Below are 17005 nucleotides of genomic sequence, written 5' to 3'. Positions count from 1 at the left end.
CTGACTTTCTTTATCTGAATTTTATCGTATTTTCATCAACCGTATCTGCGCCAAACCTAAGATTTAACGTTTCTTTTTCTAAAGATAATTTCCTCTCTAAAATCCCCTTAAATTTAATGCGGGTTTGCTATTGAAAGTAATCTGCTCATCCCCATATATGCCACACAGACATTGAACACGTTCTGTTATTTGGAGGAACTAATGAGTGATCAGCAAAAAAATCCATCTTTTGATGCGGAGCAAATTTTGAACAACGAAGCAGAAAACATTCAACCTGAGAATGAAAGTGTCGAATCCATTCTAGAACCTGAAGCGGAAGGTTTCAGTTCTGAATTTGATGAGCAGCTGTCTGTAGCTTTAGAAGAAGCTACGAAATATAAAGAAGCAGCGTTACGTGCACAAGCCGATGCGCAAAATATTCGTCGTCGTGCAGATCTTGATGTTGAAAAGGCTCATAAATTTGGCTTAGAGAAGTTCGCTAAAGAAATTGTTTTAGTAGCAGACAATCTAGAGCGGGCACTTACGTCAACTGAAAAGGCCGATGGTGAAGATTTGATGCGTGAAGGCGTTGAGTTAACATTGAAGGGATTACTTGAAGCCTTAGCTCGCTTTGAGGTGCATGCTGTTGACCCTCATGGAGAACCCTTCAACCCAGAGTTACACCAAGCGATGACTATGGTGCCTAACCCTGACTTAGAGCCGAACACGGTAATGGATGTGATTCAGAAAGGTTACACATTACATGGGCGCCTTTTGCGACCTGCAATGGTAGTCGTTTCGAGTGCAGCTTAAAAATCTGTCATTTTTTTGACACTGATCGGTTGAAATGCTCAAAAGAGCACCCAAATACAGAATAACATCGTAATAACTGATTTTTACTGGAGAAGAAAACCATGGGTAAAATCATAGGTATAGATTTAGGTACAACAAATTCTTGTGTTTCCGTACTAGACGGTGACAAAGCGCGTGTAATTGAAAATGCTGAAGGCGATCGCACCACGCCTTCCATCGTGGCTTATGCTGATGATGGCGAAATATTGGTTGGCCAGTCTGCAAAACGTCAAGCCGTTACCAACCCAACGAATACATTGTTTGCTGTTAAGCGTTTGATCGGTCGTCGCTTTAAAGATGATGTGGTTCAAAAAGACATCTCAATGGTACCGTACAAAATTATTGAAGCGGAAAATGGCGATGCATGGGTCGAAGTGAAAGGCGACAAGAAAGCGCCACCACAAATCTCCGCTGAAGTTTTGAAAAAAATGAAAAAAACAGCGGAAGATTATCTAGGTGAAAAAGTCACTGAAGCCGTAATTACGGTTCCTGCTTATTTCAATGATTCTCAGCGTCAAGCAACAAAAGACGCCGGTAAAATTGCCGGTCTTGAAGTAAAACGTATCATCAACGAACCAACAGCGGCCGCTCTAGCTTATGGCTTAGACAAAAACGCTGGCGATTCCGTTATTGCGGTTTATGACCTTGGTGGTGGTACATTCGATATCTCTATCATTGAGATCGCTGACGTTGATGGTGAGAAACAATTTGAAGTATTGGCTACCAATGGAGACACATTCCTAGGTGGTGAAGATTTCGATATGCGTATTATTGAATTTTTAGCCGCGGAATTTAAGAAACAATCTGGTATCGATTTACATAACGATCCTCTAGCATTACAGCGCTTGAAAGAAGCTGGCGAAAAAGCCAAAGTTGAATTGTCATCAGCTACGCAAACAGAAGTTAATTTACCTTACATTACGGCTGATGCGTCAGGACCAAAACACTTAAACGTTAAATTGACTCGCTCTAAACTTGAGTCTTTAGTTGAAGAGTTGGTTACGAAATCTCTTGAGCCTTGTCGTCAAGCGCTGAAAGATGCAGATCTGAGTGCCTCTGATATCGATGAAGTTATCCTAGTCGGTGGTCAAACTCGTATGCCTTTAGTGCAAGCTAAGGTAACGGAGTTCTTTGGTAAAGAACCTCGTAAAGATGTAAACCCTGACGAAGCTGTGGCAATCGGTGCTTCTATTCAAGGTGCGGTACTTGCAGGTGATGTAAAAGACGTTCTTCTATTAGACGTGACGCCTTTGTCTCTAGGTATTGAGACAATGGGTGGTGTAATGACGGCTCTGATCGAGAAAAACACGACTATCCCTACTAAGAAGTCGCAAACATTCTCTACTGCAGAAGACAACCAAAGCGCAGTGACAATTCATGCGGTACAGGGTGAGCGTAAACAGGCGTCTCAAAATAAATCACTAGGTCGCTTTGACTTGGCAGAGATTCCACCTGCTCCACGCGGTGTACCACAAATTGAAGTAAGCTTCGATATTGATGCTAACGGTATTTTGAGTGTTTCTGCCAAAGACAAGGCAACAGGCAAAGAGCAATCTATTGTGATCAAAGCGTCTTCAGGCTTGAGTGATGACGAAGTTGAACAAATGGTTCGTGATGCTGAGGCGAATGCTGAAGAAGATCGTAAATTTGAAGAGCTTGTTCAGGTTCGTAACACGGCCGACGGTATGATCCATGCCACTCGTAAAACGTTGACTGATGCTGGTGATAAAGCGACAGCGGAAGAAAAAGAAGCGATCGAGAAAGCGATTACTGAATTGGAAGAAGCATTGACGTCCAACGATAAAGAAGTGATCGAAGAGAAAACCACGGCGTTGACTCAAGCTTCTGGAACACTGGCTCAGAAAATGTATGCAGAAGCTGAAGCTGCCGAAGCGGGTGAACAACCATCAGCTGAAGACGCTAAGCAAGATGATGCCGTTGATGCTGAATTCGAAGAAGTAAAAGACGAGAAAAAATAAGCCGTTATGAATCTAGGTAGATCTAGCTAGATTTTCGGTAATAATAAAACACGGTCAATGGCCGTGTTTTGTTATTTATTACACGAGTTTTTCTATTCTTGTTTGTATTCAATAAAATGAATGTATCTACTTTCGACTTTACTGCCCAGGACCACCTGTTATGAGCAAAAGAGATTATTATGAAGTGCTAGGGGTAGCACGTGGCGCAGATAAAAAAGAGATCAAAAAAGCCTATCGATCTCTAGCCAATAAATACCACCCTGATAAGAACCCAGACAATACCGAAGCACTGGAAAAATTTAAAGAAATTGGCGAAGCTTACGAAGTGCTTTCTTCTGACGAGAAGCGATCCGCTTATGATCAATATGGCCATGATGCTGTTAATGGTCAAGGTGGTGGCTATGGCGGCGCACAAGGAGGCTTTAGTGATATCTTTGGCGATGTGTTTGGTGATATTTTCGGCGGCGGTGGCCAAGGTGGTGGCGGCAGTCGTGCTCGACGTGGTTCTGACCTGAGATATACATTAGAGCTGGATTTAGAGCAGGCTGTTTGGGGTTGTGACGAAAAAATTCGCATTCCGACGCTAGTCGATTGTAAACCTTGTGACGGTAGTGGTGCGAAACCTGGCACTAAACCTGTGACTTGCCCTACTTGTCAAGGTCAGGGTCAAGTGCGAATGGCCCAGGGTTTTTTCTCTGTGCAACAGACTTGTCCTCAATGTCATGGACAAGGTCAGATTATTTCTGATCCTTGTAAATCATGTCATGGACAAGGGCGTACACAAGAATACAAAACCTTGTCTGTTAAGATTCCTGCTGGTGTGGATACAGGAGATCGTATTCGTTTATCCGGTGAAGGTGAAGCGGGGGCTCATGGTGCTCCAGCGGGTGATTTATTTGTTCAAGTATCCGTTAAACCTCATGCTATTTTTGAGCGGGATGGTGCTAACTTACACTGTGATGTACCAATTAGCTTTACAAAAGCGGCTTTAGGAGGCGAGATTGATGTGCCGACATTGGATGGTCGTGTACGCTTAAAGGTCACTCCAGAATGCCAAACAGGTAAATTGTTCCGTTTACGTGGCAAAGGCGTGAAGCCAGTGCGCGGTGGTCCAGTAGGTGATTTGATTTGCCGCGTTATTGTTGAAACGCCAGTTAAATTAACAGAAAGACAAAAAGAACTTTTACAAGAGCTTGATGATAGTATGGGGGAAGGTTCTAGTCATTCTCCTAAGCAATCAAGTTGGTTTGATGGTGTGAAAAAGTTTTTTGATGAAATTAAAAAATAGCTCACACCTTAAGTGATTAAGGAACAGGGGCTTATTTAGCCCCTTTTTCTTTTAAAATGAAGTCAATGTGGTGTCTTAATAGTCCTGCTGCGTTTGTAAAGCTGTTGTTGTTTGGGATAATAAAGTCTGCTTTGTTCTTTATTTCAAGCGTTTTTAATGCCGCTTGTCTAACGTGACGCATATAGCGACTTGTTACCTCGTTCACATTACGTCCGCGCTCCGCTATGTCTCTTTTAAGTCGACGAACAACCGCAATATCAAGGTCGGTATCGACAAATAAGAGATAATCGACAGCATCACGAACACCTTGGTCTTGAAACATCATATGGCCCTCAACGAGAACAACATGCGTCGGCTCTAAATTACGGTAACCAACGCGTTTATGTTGAGAGTGGTCATATACCGGTATCTCATTTGGTTGTTGACGATTTTTGCAGTTATGAATGGCGAGAGTTAGGCTTTCAACATCTAGGGCATTCAGATCATCAAAATTGTATACGTCTGGATCGATACTACCGCACCCTTTATAAAAATTATCTTGACAAATAACGGTTATTTTATCGTCATGTCCTTCCGCTAGTAGAGCGCAAAGCCGACTTTTACCGCTACCAGATACTCCTGTTATGCCAATAACGAGCGCCATGTAACACCTCTGGAAATTTAAGTTAGTCTTTTACTGTAGTGAAACAGCGAACTAATATATTATATCAGAATGTTGAAATATTGCTTTCCTAGTATGACGGCTAGGCGTATGAGAGAGAAAAAATGATGGTTTCTTTGGGAAAACTCCCATTTCTAAAAGCAATTCCTATAAGTTTGTTATTGCGTTTTTCTTTGGCTTCAGAAGTGAGTGCTGAAGAGGTGCTTGCTGAGCAAGAGGGCGCTGAAAAAGTGGTTTCTGAGGAAAGCGTACCTGCTGAACCTAAAGTATATTCAAATGCTGCAGAGCTTTTTGGTCTGAAAATAAACGATTTATCTCAAGCGGAATTTGAAGAGCAGTTGAAAAAAATGGGGCTTCGCTCCTATCCAAGTTTTCGTCAAGGCATTGCTAGTTATAGTTTAGGAGAAGAAGGGATTTTGGGGGTGCGAACGTTAACTGTGGTCTACAATAAATTTAAATTTATTGAAAAGATATCTCTAGCTGGCGTCGTGAAAGATAATGAAAAACGTAAAGCATTAGGTAACTTACTGATAAATAAATACGGTAAGCCTACTGTTGGCTTTGTGAATGATGGCTTTGGCAGGGCCCAATGGCTGTTCTATGATGGTACGCTTATTCAGCTGCGTAATACAACGTTTGATGTCTCAATCGCTTACGTAGATCGCTCTCCAAAGGAACAGTCTTTATCTGGTCAAATTGATGTTGAGTCGCTCTTGAAAAAAAACTCAAGCACTCGCTAGCCTCTGTCTAATGGAATGATCTTGATGACCCTTTACCTACTTAGTAAATATTACCGTTGAGCTAGAATTAAATGGACTTTTTGTTACAACTAAATACTCAATTGGCGTATCAAATAACACCCTATTTAGGTGATGTCGCTTTGGCATTAGTGGCTACTGTCTTGGTTATTTATGGTGATCGATTAAACAGGGTTTTGAAAAGGACTGTCTCTCATTGGGTTTTTATTGCTAGAGTGACTGTGTTTATCCTGATGTGTACTTTTGGCTACGGATTGTTAACGGTATGGGGACAACCAATCGTCCGCTTGGGGATTTTACAGGTACCCATTGAGTACAGGCCTACAATCATTCTCTTTTGTTTCATTCTATTGGGCGTTTTAGCGGAAAGAAAACGCCATTTATAAAAAAATAAAATGTAATTATTATTCATTGAAGTTGGCAAATTACTACATTTTTAGCCATCTTTCAGTGTAAAGCCCCTTTATGACTTTTAAATGTAGTAAATTTTCTTTGCTGTTTGTTTTGTTCCATTCTTTTCTTGTATATTACTTACCAAATGTCTGATTTTCTTAGTTTTTTGTTGCCTTTTTACAATTTGTCATAGACCTAAATGCTAGGTAAACTCCCGCCATCGATACAACATAGAGACTCTTTCAGGGGCGAACAATGACGAATACTTGGTTAAAAACGCTTTCTCATGTGGAATCTTTGATTCCTATTCTTGGTAAACTTGGTCGTGAGCAAGAGGTTAAAGTGGAACTGGCAGGCCAGCCACTTATGTCAGATTCAGTAACGGCGTTAATGACGACTTTTGACCAATATCCAGAAATTGACCTTGTAAAAGTGATTGCTCTTTTAACTGATCTTCAATCTACCCCAGTGCAAAACACTACCGTAGATTTGGAAAGCCTTTTGGTTGAAAGTGATGTTGAGGCTTTGATCGCTCAAAGTACATCATCTCTAAAGCAAGTGCCTGTTGTGTTATACGGTTTTGGTCGAATAGGGCGACTTTTAGCCCGCCGTATGTGTGCACTTGGTCATACCACTCCTGGAATGAAGTTAGCGGCGATTGTCGTTCGTAAAGCCGGCGATAAAGACTTAAAGAAAAGAGCCAGTTTATTAAAATTTGATTCTGTTCATGGCACTTATGAGGGCGTTGTTAAGTCGGATGAAGAAGAATCTACATTAACTATAAATGGTCAAGCGGTAAAAGTTATTTACGCTTCTCATCCAAGTGAAGTGGACTATGAGTCTTATGGTATTAGAGACGCCTTGTTAGTTGATAATACGGGTATGTGGCGTGACCATGATGGATTAAGTGCTCACTTACAACGACCAGGCATTGACCGTGTTGTGTTGACGGCGCCTGGCAAGCAGATGAAAAACATTGTTTTCGGCGTCAATCAGAATGATGTTGAATTAGATGACCGTATTGTTTCAGCGGCTTCGTGTACAACAAACGCAATCACACCAATCTTATCTGTATTAGAGCAACAATACGGCATTGAATCGGGACATGTTGAAACCGTTCACGCTTATACAAACGATCAGAATCTAATTGATAACGTACATAAAGGCGATCGTCGAGGCCGTGCGGCCGCCCTAAACATGGTGATGACAGAAACTGGCGCTGCAAAGGCGGTTTCAAAGGCCATTCCATCTTTAGAAGGCAAGCTGAGTGGCAGTGCTATACGTGTTCCAGTGATCAATGTATCGATAGCGGTCTTAAGCCTACGATTTGAAAAAGACGTTACGGTTGAGGGAATTAATACGCTATTGGAATCGGCATCACAAACCGCTGAGTTATCAGGTCAAATTGGCTTTAGTATAGAAGCCGATGCGGTATCGTCTGACTTCATTGGCAGCACGCAAGCAGGGATTCTGGACTCATTATCGACTAAAGTACGCGGTAATCAAGCGACATTGTATGTTTGGTACGATAATGAGTTTGGTTATAGTTGTCAGGTAGTTCGTTTAATGGAGCAGCTTGCTCAGCAAGCGTTAGCAAATGAAGGTAAAGATACAGAGTCGTCAGTTGCTGCCTAATCTGAGCTAATCCGAATATTCAAAAAGCAGCTTTTAAAGCTGCTTTTTTTTCCTTCGTTATTCCGACTGTATAGGCCTAAAAAAACCGGACATAAAGTCCGGTTAAACAAAAGCAACTAGTAATTAGTGAGAAATACACCTTGTGGGCGCTGTATTCACTCCATTAAATGCTGTGGGGACGGCTAATGGACACTATAGAAATGAGATGATTTCTATTTATACTAGTTTGTTTAGGCCGCTGTATGCCTAAACTTGAAACATCAATTTTAGGTTGTTTTAAGTGGTTTTCAAGCGATATAATTTAACGCTATGGATTAATTTTACTAATGTGAAATTCGTAATGGCTTGTACGGTTTTAGGTTAAATTATCAGTTTGAAATCGACGTGCCGTCTTTGTATGAACTTGGATGTACTTTTAATAAAAGGCCTTAAATGAGATCACTGCCTCTTTCCACTTTGTATACTTTTAGCATTGCTGCAAAACACCTAAGTTTTACCAAAGCAGCGGAGGAGCTTAGCTTAACTCAAGGCGCTATCAGTCAGCAAATACGTCAACTTGAGGCGCGTTTGGGTTTTGAACTTTTTGTCAGGCAGCATCGCCGTCTTGAGCTGACTCAAAAAGGGATGCGTTTGGCGGTTAACCTACACAAAAATTTTAATGATATCGATTCTATTATTACGGAGCTTCGGGTTGAAGAAAGTGACCGTATTTTGACTTTGTCGGTTTTGCCATCGCTGGCAACAAAATGGCTGATTCCTCGTTTGGGGCGACTGCATGAGGCTTATCCCGAACTTCAGCTTCGAATACAGGCGAGCGATAAAGAGGTAGACTTTCGTAGAGATAAAATAGATGTGGCGATTATCAATAGTTACATTTATAACGGCAAGAACTATTCGACACCTTTGTTAGTGGATAAGGTGTTTCCTGTCTGCAGTCCTGCTTATGCCAAAGAGCATAACTTACTTGAGCCAAATCAGCTTTCTAATGTTGCGCTGCTGAATGACGATTCGGGTTGGATGTTTTCAACTCCTTATGCGGAATGGGAGGCTTGGCTCGATCTTGCACAAGTTCGTGGCGTCCGCCCGGCAAAAGGAGTGAGTTTCAATCGTGGTGATTTGGCGGTACAGGCGGCTATCGCAGGCCAAGGTATTGCCTTGGGGCGCACGCCACTGGTTATGGACGATCTTAATGAAGGACGTCTAGTGAGGCCTTTTAAGGAGGAGTTGGATATGGGGAACTGTTATTTATTTGTTTGCCCAGAAGAGTACAGAGAGCGTGGTTACGTTCATAAACTCTTGCAATGGTTGATCAATGAAAGTGCAGAACACGCCCCTGAAATAGATTAAAGAGGCGTGCTATTTGATTGCTACCAATGCTCTAATATGAGTTTGACTGAAATAGCCAAACACATAATGATTACTAGGGGGCGAATAAGTGCGCTGCCTTTTGTGATCACTAGGCGTGACCCTATTTGCGCCCCTATCCATTGCCCTATGCCCATGGCAACGCCAAGCCCCCAAATAATGTTTCCAGTAAAAGCAAAAATAAATAGAGAGGAGACATTGCTTGTCGCATTTAGTACTTTTGTTTGAGCGGTTGCGCTAATAATAGTGGCTCCCATAAAGCACAGGAACGCTGTTGAGAAAAAAGCCCCTGTCCCCGGACCAATGAGTCCATCATAGAAGCCAATACTGGTACCAACAATAAGAGCAAAGGCCGTTTTGCTAAGTGATACTCGGCTTGCAATATAGGGTTGAACTTTAGGTAAGAAGAAAAAGAAAAGTGCGACAAATACTAAAATAGCTGGGATGACTTTAATGAGCGCCTCACCATCCAGATAGGAAACCAGTAACGTCCCTGTGATGCTTCCTATGGCTGTCATTATTATGGCCAGCCACATTTCAGAGAGATGGACTTGCCCCTTTTTTATAAAGTGTACGGATGCCGAAAGGGTACCAGCGCAACCTTGTAGTTTATTAGTGGCTAGTGCTTCTGCAGGAGACAGGCCTGCGGCTAATAAGACTGGAACCGTTATCAGCCCGCCTCCGCCAGCAATAGCATCAATGGCCCCAGCAAAAACCGCAACGGCTGTTAATAAAAGATAAAGTTCAATGGGGAATCCGAGAAGTTCAACGTCCATACTATTGTGTGCGTCCTAGTGAGTGAGAAAGGTTCAAGAAGAGTATAAAAAAAACCACTAGGATCATAGATCTCTAGTGGTTATATCGAATATTAAATTTTAATACGCCTGTGAGGTTTGTGGTGTTTGTCTAATTAATGACTTGCTTGCAATTTTTCAGATACATACTCGGACAACGCCACAGCTTCTGCATCAGTAAATTCTATGCCAAGCTTGGTTCTTCTCCATAAAATATCTTGGGCTGTGTGAGCCCATTCGTGTTCAACTAGGTAATCAACCTCGGCTTGATATAGTGATTGACCAAAATCTTTCCCTAGTGCTTCAATATCCTGCTTTCCTGCTAAGAAGGTTTCGCTCAAAGTCCCATAACTGTTTGCGTAGCGTTTTGCTAATGCAAGCGTTAAAAAGGGGTAACGCTGTTTTAGTGTGGCAGCGTAGTCACTAAGGCTGCCATTTAAGTTACCTCCAGGAAGGGGCTCTTTGTCTGTCCAAGGCTCCCCTAAATTTGGATAGTATTTTTGTAAGTCTTCTAGTGCAGATAGAGCCAACTTTCTGTAGGTGGTGATCTTGCCACCAAAAATACTTAAAAGGGGGGCTTTACCATTTTCATCCGCTATATGAAGCGTATAGTCTCGCGTAACAGCGGATGCATCGCTTGATTCGTCTTCAAGCAACGGACGTACACCAGAGTAATCCCAAACAATATCTTTCGGGGATAGCTGCTTTTTAAAGTGTTTGTTCGCAACAGATAAAATATAGTCGGTCTCTGCTTGAGAAATGGCTACCTTAGATGGGTCTCCTTTGTACTCTTCGTCTGTTGTGCCTATAAGAGTGTAATGGTCACGATATGGGATAGCAAAAACGATGCGCTTGTCTTCGTTTTGCATAATGAAAGCATTGGAGTCTTCATAGAGTTTAGGCACTACAATGTGGCTACCTTTAATCATACGAATTCCATAGGGGGCTTTTTGTTGTAAGCCGGTCTGAATAAAAGAAGACACCCAAGGTCCTGCCGCGTTGACTAACCCGTTGGCGGTTACTTTTATGATTTCGTCGTTATGTTCTTTCTTAAGCTCTATTTCCCACTTTCCAGAAACACGTTTTGCACTGACACAACGAGTTCTGTCAAGTATTTGTGCGCCATGTTTTTGCGCGGATAATGCATTGAGTACGACAAGGCGGGCATCATCAACCCAGCAATCAGAATACTCAAAGCCTTGGGTGATTTCACTTTTTAGTGGGCTTGATGAGCCATATTTTACGCCCTTTGACCCTGGTAATGCTTCGCGTTTTCCTAGGTGATCGTATAGAAATAACCCGAGCCTAATAAGAAACGCAGGCCTTAAATGGGGGCGATGAGGCATTTGAAAGCGCATTGGTGTAACAATATGTGGCGCTATTTTTAACAGCACCTCTCGTTCGCTCAGTGCTTCCCTTACTAGGCGAAACTCGTAATGTTCTAAATATCGTAAACCGCCATGAATTAACTTGCTGCTGTTAGATGATGTTGCGTTTGCCAGGTCATTCATTTCGCATAAACCGACGCTCAAGCCTCTACCTGCGGCATCAGCAGCGATACCTGTGCCGTTTATTCCACCGCCAACAACAAAAAGATCGAAATGTTTATTAGACATCGTGCAACACCTACATTAATTATCGAATTTGAATGTTATATGTTCTAAAACGAACATTTATAGAGGTGAAGAGTAGATCAAACTGAGATTATAAGCAATACTTGGTTGAGAAGTGACCAAGTTTTACTTATTTCGAAGGCTTTAAACCGGTTATTTATAAGGAGACATAGACATTAGGAGCAAATTTCTAAGTCAATATTATTTTCTATGAGTAGTTTTTGAATTGCTTGCGGAGGTGCTTGATCCGTAAACAACTTATTTACCTGAGTAATGTTACCTAAACGTACCACCGCATTGCGTCCGAATTTTGCATGATCCGCCGCTAAAAAGATTGTACGTGAGTTTTTAATAATGCTTTGAGCAACACGTACCTCTTGATAGTCGTAATCCAGTAAAGACCCATCACTTGGATCAATGCCGCTGATTCCAATAATGCCATAGTCCACTCTAAATTGACTAATGAAATCAATGGTTGCTTCTCCCATTATACCGCCATCACGCGAGCGAATTTTGCCCCCAGCGATAATAACGGTGAAATCTTCTTTACTGCTCAGTATTGTGGCTACATTAAGGTTGTTTGTGATGATCTGTAGCCCAGAGTGTTGTAATAAGGCTTTTGCGACCGTTTCTGTAGTGGTTCCGATATTAATGAAAAGAGAGGCATAGTCTGGTATCTCTGCGGCGATTCTCTGGGCGATAGCGTGTTTTGCATCGTGACTTAAAACCTGGCGTTGTGCGTAAGACACATTGCTTGTGCTAGAGTCACAGCTGGCACCACCATGATGACGACGAATTTGGTTGGTTTTGGCAAGAGCATTAATGTCGCGGCGCATGGTTTGTGGTGTAACCTTAAAGTGAGCGGCGAGATCATCGATGCTTATATAACCTTGGTCCTGAACTAAAGACACTATTTTTTCTTGTCGTGTTTGTTGACCCATTGAGTAAAGCTCTCCTATTTTTTTAACTTGCTATCATTGGCTGCAGTGGTTTTAATATGCAGCATTCAAACTTGAACATGAAATGTTCGAAAATAAAAATAAATGACATCTGTTTACCATATACGCAGCAATAAGAGGCGACGACATGACAAAGTATATTCTGGCAATCGACCAAGGAACAACCAGCAGTAGAGCCATTGTTTTTGATGCTAAGGGGAAGCGAATTGGTCAGGCTCAAGAAGAGTTTACCCAAGTTTTCCCCCATGATGGCTGGGTAGAGCATAAACCAGAAGAAATTTGGTCGTCTACACTTTCTGTTTGCATAAAAGTATTAAAGGATACAGGCATACATGCCCAAGAGATAGCGGCGATAGGGATCACGAATCAACGCGAAACAACATTGCTTTGGGATAAGGAAACAGGTGAGCCTGTCTATAATGCCATCGTATGGCAAGATAGACGTACGACTAAATTTTGCCAGTCCTTGGTTGATCAAGAGTTGAGTGACAAGGTACAAGAAAAAACAGGTTTGCTAATTGATCCCTATTTCTCGGCCACTAAAATTCGTTGGGTCATTGATAACGTACCAGAAGCAAAGACGTTAAGAGATAAAGGTAACTTAATGTTTGGTACAGTAGATGCGTTTCTGCTGTGGCGTTTAACCAATGGGCGCTCTCACAAAACAGATGCGACCAATGCGGCTAGAACGATGGCGTTTAATATCCATACGCAAGAGTGGGATGAAGAACTTATTTCTTTACTGGGTATTGAAGGTGTCAACTTTCCTGAAGTGATGGATTGCAGTGCTGACTTTGGGGTCACTGATGAGAGTGTCTTTGGCGCAGAAATTCCAATTACGGGGATGGCTGGTGACCAGCAGGCGGCGCTTATTGGTCAAGCGTGTTTTGAGCCTGGAATGGTGAAAAGTACTTACGGAACAGGATGCTTTATGATCATCAATACAGGAGATAAAGCGCTAAAATCAGAGCATAAAATGCTAACTACCGTAGGTTATCGGTTGGACGGTAAAGTGACCTACGCTCTTGAAGGCAGTATCTTTATTGCTGGGGCAGCCATTCAATGGTTGAGAGATGGGCTAAAACTTTTTACCGATGCTAAAGAAACAAAGGCACTGGCTGAAAGTGCTGGTAATGATGATTCTGTTTATTTAGTGCCTGCGTTTACAGGCTTGGGAGCGCCTTACTGGGACCCTGATGCACGTGGAGCCATGGTTGGGTTAACAAGAGACACGAGTGTTGCAGATATTGTTAGTGCTGGGCTACGTTCTGTTTGCTATCAAACGAAGGATCTCGTTGGGGCGATGGAGCAAGATGGCGCTAAGTTTACCTCTCTTCGGGTTGATGGCGGTATGGTCATTAATGATCTTGTTGTTCAGTTCTTATCGGATATGCTCGGCATACGTGTGGAACGTCCACAAGTAACGGAAACAACCGCTTTGGGGGCGGCGTTTCTTGCCGGTTTACAGGTTGGTATTTATGAGTCTACGGATGAAATATCAAACTTTTGGCGTGTAGATAAAGTATTTAATGTAAAAATGGATGATGAAAGACGTCATGTATTGTACTCAGGGTGGCTAGAAGCCATCAATCGAGTTAAAACAAAAGTGGATTGAGAGTAAGAATATTATTTTTTGGTGTTTTCAATCGTATTTTTAAGTTTCTTACTTAAAAATACCTTGTTTATTTTGTCTGATATGGATAACTTTAATGGATATATTAAAATAATAGGACTCTTATTCATGACAAAAACATTTGATGCGGTTGAGCAAGATGACTTTATGAAGTTTGGCGCGGAAAGACCAAGTTACTTGGATATTGAAGATGCATTATTATCACTTGGTGGTCATGGTGTAGCTGGCAATACATTTAAAAAGGAAGCGTTAAAAATGGCAGGTTGGACTGGTGGCGCTTTGACGACTTACGCCTCTCGTCCTGCGGTGGCCGCCGCCGCGTTTAATAAACTTCGCGAGGGTTTAGCTCAAGTTGACTCGGCGGATGAATTAAAGAAATGGCTAAAAGAATAACGAATGAAAATGTATAAAAAAAGGGCTCTATTGAGCCCTTTTTTTATACACTATTCGGCGTCGGCAATGGCTCTAATATCGTATTCTTCGTCTAATATTCTACCAATGACATTGTCTCCAGCAAGGTGATGAGCATATTGCATGTGCAAGCATCGTACTTGATCCCAGTTTGCTATACCACCAATGCCTAGGGTATCAAATAAGCCTGAGAATCCTTTTTTCTCAATGATTGATTTATGTTCAGGTAGCATAGCGTCCCATCGCCTTTGAATGTAATCTCTGTGAGATTTGTGATGGGCTTCTCTTAGCTCCGAGTCATCCTTGATCCGTTGCTCTAACTGCTTAACCACGCCTAGGCTTTCAATACGCGCAAGGGCTTTATCTATTGCTTTGCTTGAAAGCCAGTACAATGTAGGGAATGGCTGGTTAAAGACCCAGCTCTCCATTTGCAGTACTTGTGGAATAGCATTTGGAGATGAGTGAGCAATAGCTGAGATCCCATTAGGCTCGCGACCTAGTTGAGAGCGTATAATGTCAAGTTGTTCCTGACTAAGCGTTGTGTTCATAAAAATTAAATCGTAAAAGCTGGGAAGGATGCGGCAAATTTACTTATCCATTCTGCCGCGGCTTCATTATAGTTTAAGCGTCGGCCTTGGGTTTTGGCTTGACGTCGGTAGTGTTCGATTTGTGATAATTGTTCAACCATTCTGACACAAAAGCAATCTTCTTTTTCTGGGAATTCGATCGCAATTTTGAAGCTAGCTTGATGATTATCACACCAAGCAACCCGACCTGTAACACAGAAATTAGGATCAATTTCTTTTAGGGTGATCTGTACAGATTGACCCATTTCATAAGCACGTGTTGAAAGGCAGGTAATGCCAGCAAAACCAACTCGATCAAAAGAAGTTTCTGGAAACGTTCGATCATTAACTTCTTTAATTTGAAGTGGTATGTCTTGGGGGTGATCAACAAATTCCATCACAAATGCCAGTAATTAAGATGATAATAAAACTATCGGCCGTTAGGTCGATTAATTTAAAAAAGAGTGCGAATTGTACGCTTTTTGCACTGCCTGTACAGGTTAAAATAAGTTTTAATTATTAATTAATCATAAGCTTATCTTATATAAAAGCTTTAATCTAACTCTACCTTATTAGGGATAAGATAAAACCGGCAAACTTACCACTAAAAGGGGGATTTTATTTTGTGACGATTAGTAAATAGCCAGCTATTTTTCGGCCTATTGTTCCTGACAGAGCTCTCCGACTCTCTTAATGGCCGTATCTGTTTTATTGTTCCACGAAATGGCGTAATTGATTCTGAGGTGATGGGTGAATTTAGGGGTAATACTAAATACTAAGCCGGGAATCGTACCTATCCCTTCTAGTAATGCACTTTTATGAAGCGTAAGTGCATCAATATTTTTAGGTAACGATATCCATAATAAGAACCCTCCAGAGGGTTTCGATATGGTGGTACCTTCAGGAAAGTATTGAGCAATGAGTGACCGGCATCGATGCATGTTTTCTTCGTAGGCTTGGCGGGTTTTTCTTAAGTGTCTATCGTAAGCACCGTTTTCTAAAAAGTTTGCAAGTGCTCTTTGAGTCAGTGTTGGTGTTGCAAGTGACTGTGCAGAAGCATAATACTCAATCTTCTCTTGTTGCAGACCTCCAATTATCCAGCCAACACGAAAGCCAGGTGCAATGCTTTTAGAGAATGAGCTGCAATAAATAACATTACTGTATTCCTTGTAAGACATTAAAGAATTTTCGCGCTTGTTCTCATAACTCAGCTCGCCATAAACATCATCTTCAATGATAGTTGTATTATGTTGATTGCATATCTTAAGTAATTTTTCTCTGCTTTCTTTAGTTAACGATGAGCCCGTAGGGTTCTGATTGTTTGGTGTGACTAAGCAGGCTTTTATGTCCCATCTGTTAAGTGCTTTCTCTAAATGATCCAAATCGATACCTGAGTCGGGTAGACAAGGTACTTCGATGGCTTTCAGATGAAGGACTTCAATGGCTTGTAAAATACCATGGTAGGTAGGCGTTTCAACAACGACGGTATCGCCCGATGAAGTGACGGCTTTGAGAGCATGCATAATGGCGTTTTGACAACCCAAGGTAATAGTGATGTCGCTAGGCTGTACTTTACAACCCGAGTCGAGCATGCGAATAGCAATTTGTCGTCTTAAGCTAAGTGCCCCTGGAGTAAATTCATACGCCGCACAAATCTCAGGCTCTAAGCGCATTAACCGGCCAACAGATCTTTGTAGCTGTCTGATCGGTAGAAATTGCCCTTCGGGTATGGCGGCGCCAAACTGTATTATGGCGTCATCTTGTGATGCGTGCAGCAGTTTGTTAATTAAAATAGGAACTGAGTCCGTTACTTTGGCAGGAGCAATAATTTCTGTTTGCTTTGTATTAGGAAGTATATCTTGCACATAATAGCCCTTTTGAGGCTTAGCCTTAATGACTCCGCGATCTTCTAATAGACTGTAGGCTTGTAAAATGGTTGCAACACTTACATTTAGTTGGTTACTGCACTTTCTTACGGATGTTATCTTTGTGCCAGGTAAAAAAACACCGTTTAAAATCTGTTGCTCTATTTGATTAGCAATTTTTTCGTATAAAGGTTGTTCCATAAATTTGCGGCACATGTTTGGAAAAGAAGATTAGTGTTGGAATTTAACAGATT

At 41.8% G+C, this 17005-nt stretch carries 16 protein-coding genes; 9 read left to right on the top strand and 7 right to left on the bottom strand.

Going from position 1 to position 17005, the window contains the following annotated elements:
- The first annotated feature begins 201 nt into the window (after window positions 1-201).
- The 3 genes from grpE to dnaJ all read left to right on the top strand — a co-directional run bounded on the left by grpE (window position 202) and on the right by dnaJ (window position 4098).
- Window positions 202-792 (top strand): nucleotide exchange factor GrpE, encoded by a 591-nt coding sequence (gene grpE / locus IEZ33_RS18100; RefSeq protein ID WP_191601388.1) that lies wholly within the window; start codon window positions 202-204, stop codon window positions 790-792.
- A gap of 101 nt (window positions 793-893) precedes the next feature.
- On the top strand, window positions 894-2810 hold the full coding sequence (gene dnaK / locus IEZ33_RS18095; protein WP_191601387.1) for a molecular chaperone DnaK: 1917 nt from the start codon (window positions 894-896) through the stop codon (window positions 2808-2810).
- A 160-nt stretch (window positions 2811-2970) separates the two neighbouring features.
- Window positions 2971-4098 (top strand): molecular chaperone DnaJ, encoded by a 1128-nt coding sequence (gene dnaJ / locus IEZ33_RS18090; protein ID WP_191601386.1) that lies wholly within the window; start codon window positions 2971-2973, stop codon window positions 4096-4098.
- A 31-nt stretch (window positions 4099-4129) separates the two neighbouring features.
- Here the strand turns inward: dnaJ and IEZ33_RS18085 are convergent, their stop codons facing one another.
- Window positions 4130-4741: a uridine kinase family protein gene (locus IEZ33_RS18085; RefSeq protein ID WP_191601385.1), complete on the bottom strand. Its 612-nt coding sequence runs from the start codon at window positions 4739-4741 to the stop codon at window positions 4130-4132.
- A 122-nt stretch (window positions 4742-4863) separates the two neighbouring features.
- Here IEZ33_RS18085 and IEZ33_RS18080 point away from each other — a divergent pair, with 122 nt between their 5' ends.
- From IEZ33_RS18080 to gcvA, 4 genes are all read left to right on the top strand, one after another.
- Entirely contained in the window at window positions 4864-5499 is a 636-nt protein-coding gene (locus IEZ33_RS18080; RefSeq protein WP_191601384.1) for a uridine kinase, read from the top strand.
- Between the two features lie 71 nt (window positions 5500-5570).
- On the top strand, window positions 5571-5903 hold the full coding sequence (locus tag IEZ33_RS18075; protein ID WP_191601383.1) for a DUF3392 domain-containing protein: 333 nt from the start codon (window positions 5571-5573) through the stop codon (window positions 5901-5903).
- A 262-nt stretch (window positions 5904-6165) separates the two neighbouring features.
- Window positions 6166-7545: a glyceraldehyde-3-phosphate dehydrogenase gene (locus tag IEZ33_RS18070; RefSeq protein WP_191601382.1), complete on the top strand. Its 1380-nt coding sequence runs from the start codon at window positions 6166-6168 to the stop codon at window positions 7543-7545.
- A 432-nt stretch (window positions 7546-7977) separates the two neighbouring features.
- Window positions 7978-8892, top strand: coding sequence for a transcriptional regulator GcvA (gene gcvA, locus IEZ33_RS18065; RefSeq protein ID WP_191601381.1), 915 nt, complete (start codon window positions 7978-7980; stop codon window positions 8890-8892).
- Between the two features lie 20 nt (window positions 8893-8912).
- Here gcvA and IEZ33_RS18060 read toward each other — a convergent pair whose 3' ends face one another.
- From IEZ33_RS18060 to IEZ33_RS18050, 3 genes are all read right to left on the bottom strand, one after another.
- On the bottom strand, window positions 8913-9686 hold the full coding sequence (locus IEZ33_RS18060) for a TSUP family transporter (RefSeq protein ID WP_191601380.1): 774 nt from the start codon (window positions 9684-9686) through the stop codon (window positions 8913-8915).
- A gap of 134 nt (window positions 9687-9820) precedes the next feature.
- A complete protein-coding gene (gene glpD, locus IEZ33_RS18055) occupies window positions 9821-11320 on the bottom strand; it encodes a glycerol-3-phosphate dehydrogenase (RefSeq protein WP_191601379.1) in 1500 nt (499 codons plus the stop codon).
- 173 nt (window positions 11321-11493) lie between these two features.
- Entirely contained in the window at window positions 11494-12258 is a 765-nt protein-coding gene (locus tag IEZ33_RS18050) for a DeoR/GlpR family transcriptional regulator (protein WP_191601378.1), read from the bottom strand.
- 145 nt (window positions 12259-12403) lie between these two features.
- Between IEZ33_RS18050 and glpK the strand changes: the two genes are divergently transcribed.
- Window positions 12404-13891 carry a glycerol kinase GlpK gene (gene glpK, locus IEZ33_RS18045; RefSeq protein WP_191601377.1) on the top strand — a complete coding sequence of 496 codons (1488 nt, stop codon included), beginning with the start codon at window positions 12404-12406 and terminating at the stop codon, window positions 13889-13891.
- A 126-nt stretch (window positions 13892-14017) separates the two neighbouring features.
- The gene (locus IEZ33_RS18040) at window positions 14018-14302 is read left to right on the top strand and encodes a hypothetical protein (RefSeq protein WP_191601376.1); all 285 of its coding nucleotides are present in this window, start codon (window positions 14018-14020) and stop codon (window positions 14300-14302) included.
- A 50-nt stretch (window positions 14303-14352) separates the two neighbouring features.
- Here IEZ33_RS18040 and IEZ33_RS18035 read toward each other — a convergent pair whose 3' ends face one another.
- The 3 genes from IEZ33_RS18035 to IEZ33_RS18025 all read right to left on the bottom strand — a co-directional run bounded on the left by IEZ33_RS18035 (window position 14353) and on the right by IEZ33_RS18025 (window position 16952).
- The gene (locus IEZ33_RS18035; RefSeq protein WP_191601375.1) at window positions 14353-14868 is read right to left on the bottom strand and encodes a DUF501 domain-containing protein; all 516 of its coding nucleotides are present in this window, start codon (window positions 14866-14868) and stop codon (window positions 14353-14355) included.
- 5 nt (window positions 14869-14873) lie between these two features.
- Window positions 14874-15284 carry an energy transducer TonB gene (locus tag IEZ33_RS18030; protein WP_191601374.1) on the bottom strand — a complete coding sequence of 137 codons (411 nt, stop codon included), beginning with the start codon at window positions 15282-15284 and terminating at the stop codon, window positions 14874-14876.
- A gap of 261 nt (window positions 15285-15545) precedes the next feature.
- Window positions 15546-16952, bottom strand: a complete 1407-nt coding sequence (locus tag IEZ33_RS18025; protein ID WP_191601373.1) for an aminotransferase-like domain-containing protein — start codon at window positions 16950-16952, stop codon at window positions 15546-15548.
- Between the last annotated feature and the right edge of the window lie 53 nt (window positions 16953-17005).

It is taken from the genome of Marinomonas algicola (genome assembly GCF_014805825.1).
In the GTDB taxonomy this organism is placed as follows: Bacteria; Pseudomonadota; Gammaproteobacteria; order Pseudomonadales; family Marinomonadaceae; genus Marinomonas; species Marinomonas algicola.
This window is presented reverse-complemented; position numbering and strand designations above follow the sequence as displayed.

Coding starts and splice junctions, on each gene's coding strand:
- grpE (WP_191601388.1), top strand. CDS start 202: ATGAGTGATCAGCAAAAAAATCCATCTTTTGATGCGGAGCAAATTTTG.
- dnaK (WP_191601387.1), top strand. CDS start 894: ATGGGTAAAATCATAGGTATAGATTTAGGTACAACAAATTCTTGTGTT.
- dnaJ (WP_191601386.1), top strand. CDS start 2,971: ATGAGCAAAAGAGATTATTATGAAGTGCTAGGGGTAGCACGTGGCGCA.
- IEZ33_RS18085 (WP_191601385.1), bottom strand. CDS start 4,741: ATGGCGCTCGTTATTGGCATAACAGGAGTATCTGGTAGCGGTAAAAGT.
- IEZ33_RS18080 (WP_191601384.1), top strand. CDS start 4,864: ATGATGGTTTCTTTGGGAAAACTCCCATTTCTAAAAGCAATTCCTATA.
- IEZ33_RS18075 (WP_191601383.1), top strand. CDS start 5,571: ATGGACTTTTTGTTACAACTAAATACTCAATTGGCGTATCAAATAACA.
- IEZ33_RS18070 (WP_191601382.1), top strand. CDS start 6,166: ATGACGAATACTTGGTTAAAAACGCTTTCTCATGTGGAATCTTTGATT.
- gcvA (WP_191601381.1), top strand. CDS start 7,978: ATGAGATCACTGCCTCTTTCCACTTTGTATACTTTTAGCATTGCTGCA.
- IEZ33_RS18060 (WP_191601380.1), bottom strand. CDS start 9,686: ATGGACGTTGAACTTCTCGGATTCCCCATTGAACTTTATCTTTTATTA.
- glpD (WP_191601379.1), bottom strand. CDS start 11,320: ATGTCTAATAAACATTTCGATCTTTTTGTTGTTGGCGGTGGAATAAAC.
- IEZ33_RS18050 (WP_191601378.1), bottom strand. CDS start 12,258: ATGGGTCAACAAACACGACAAGAAAAAATAGTGTCTTTAGTTCAGGAC.
- glpK (WP_191601377.1), top strand. CDS start 12,404: ATGACAAAGTATATTCTGGCAATCGACCAAGGAACAACCAGCAGTAGA.
- IEZ33_RS18040 (WP_191601376.1), top strand. CDS start 14,018: ATGACAAAAACATTTGATGCGGTTGAGCAAGATGACTTTATGAAGTTT.
- IEZ33_RS18035 (WP_191601375.1), bottom strand. CDS start 14,868: ATGAACACAACGCTTAGTCAGGAACAACTTGACATTATACGCTCTCAA.
- IEZ33_RS18030 (WP_191601374.1), bottom strand. CDS start 15,284: ATGGAATTTGTTGATCACCCCCAAGACATACCACTTCAAATTAAAGAA.
- IEZ33_RS18025 (WP_191601373.1), bottom strand. CDS start 16,952: ATGGAACAACCTTTATACGAAAAAATTGCTAATCAAATAGAGCAACAG.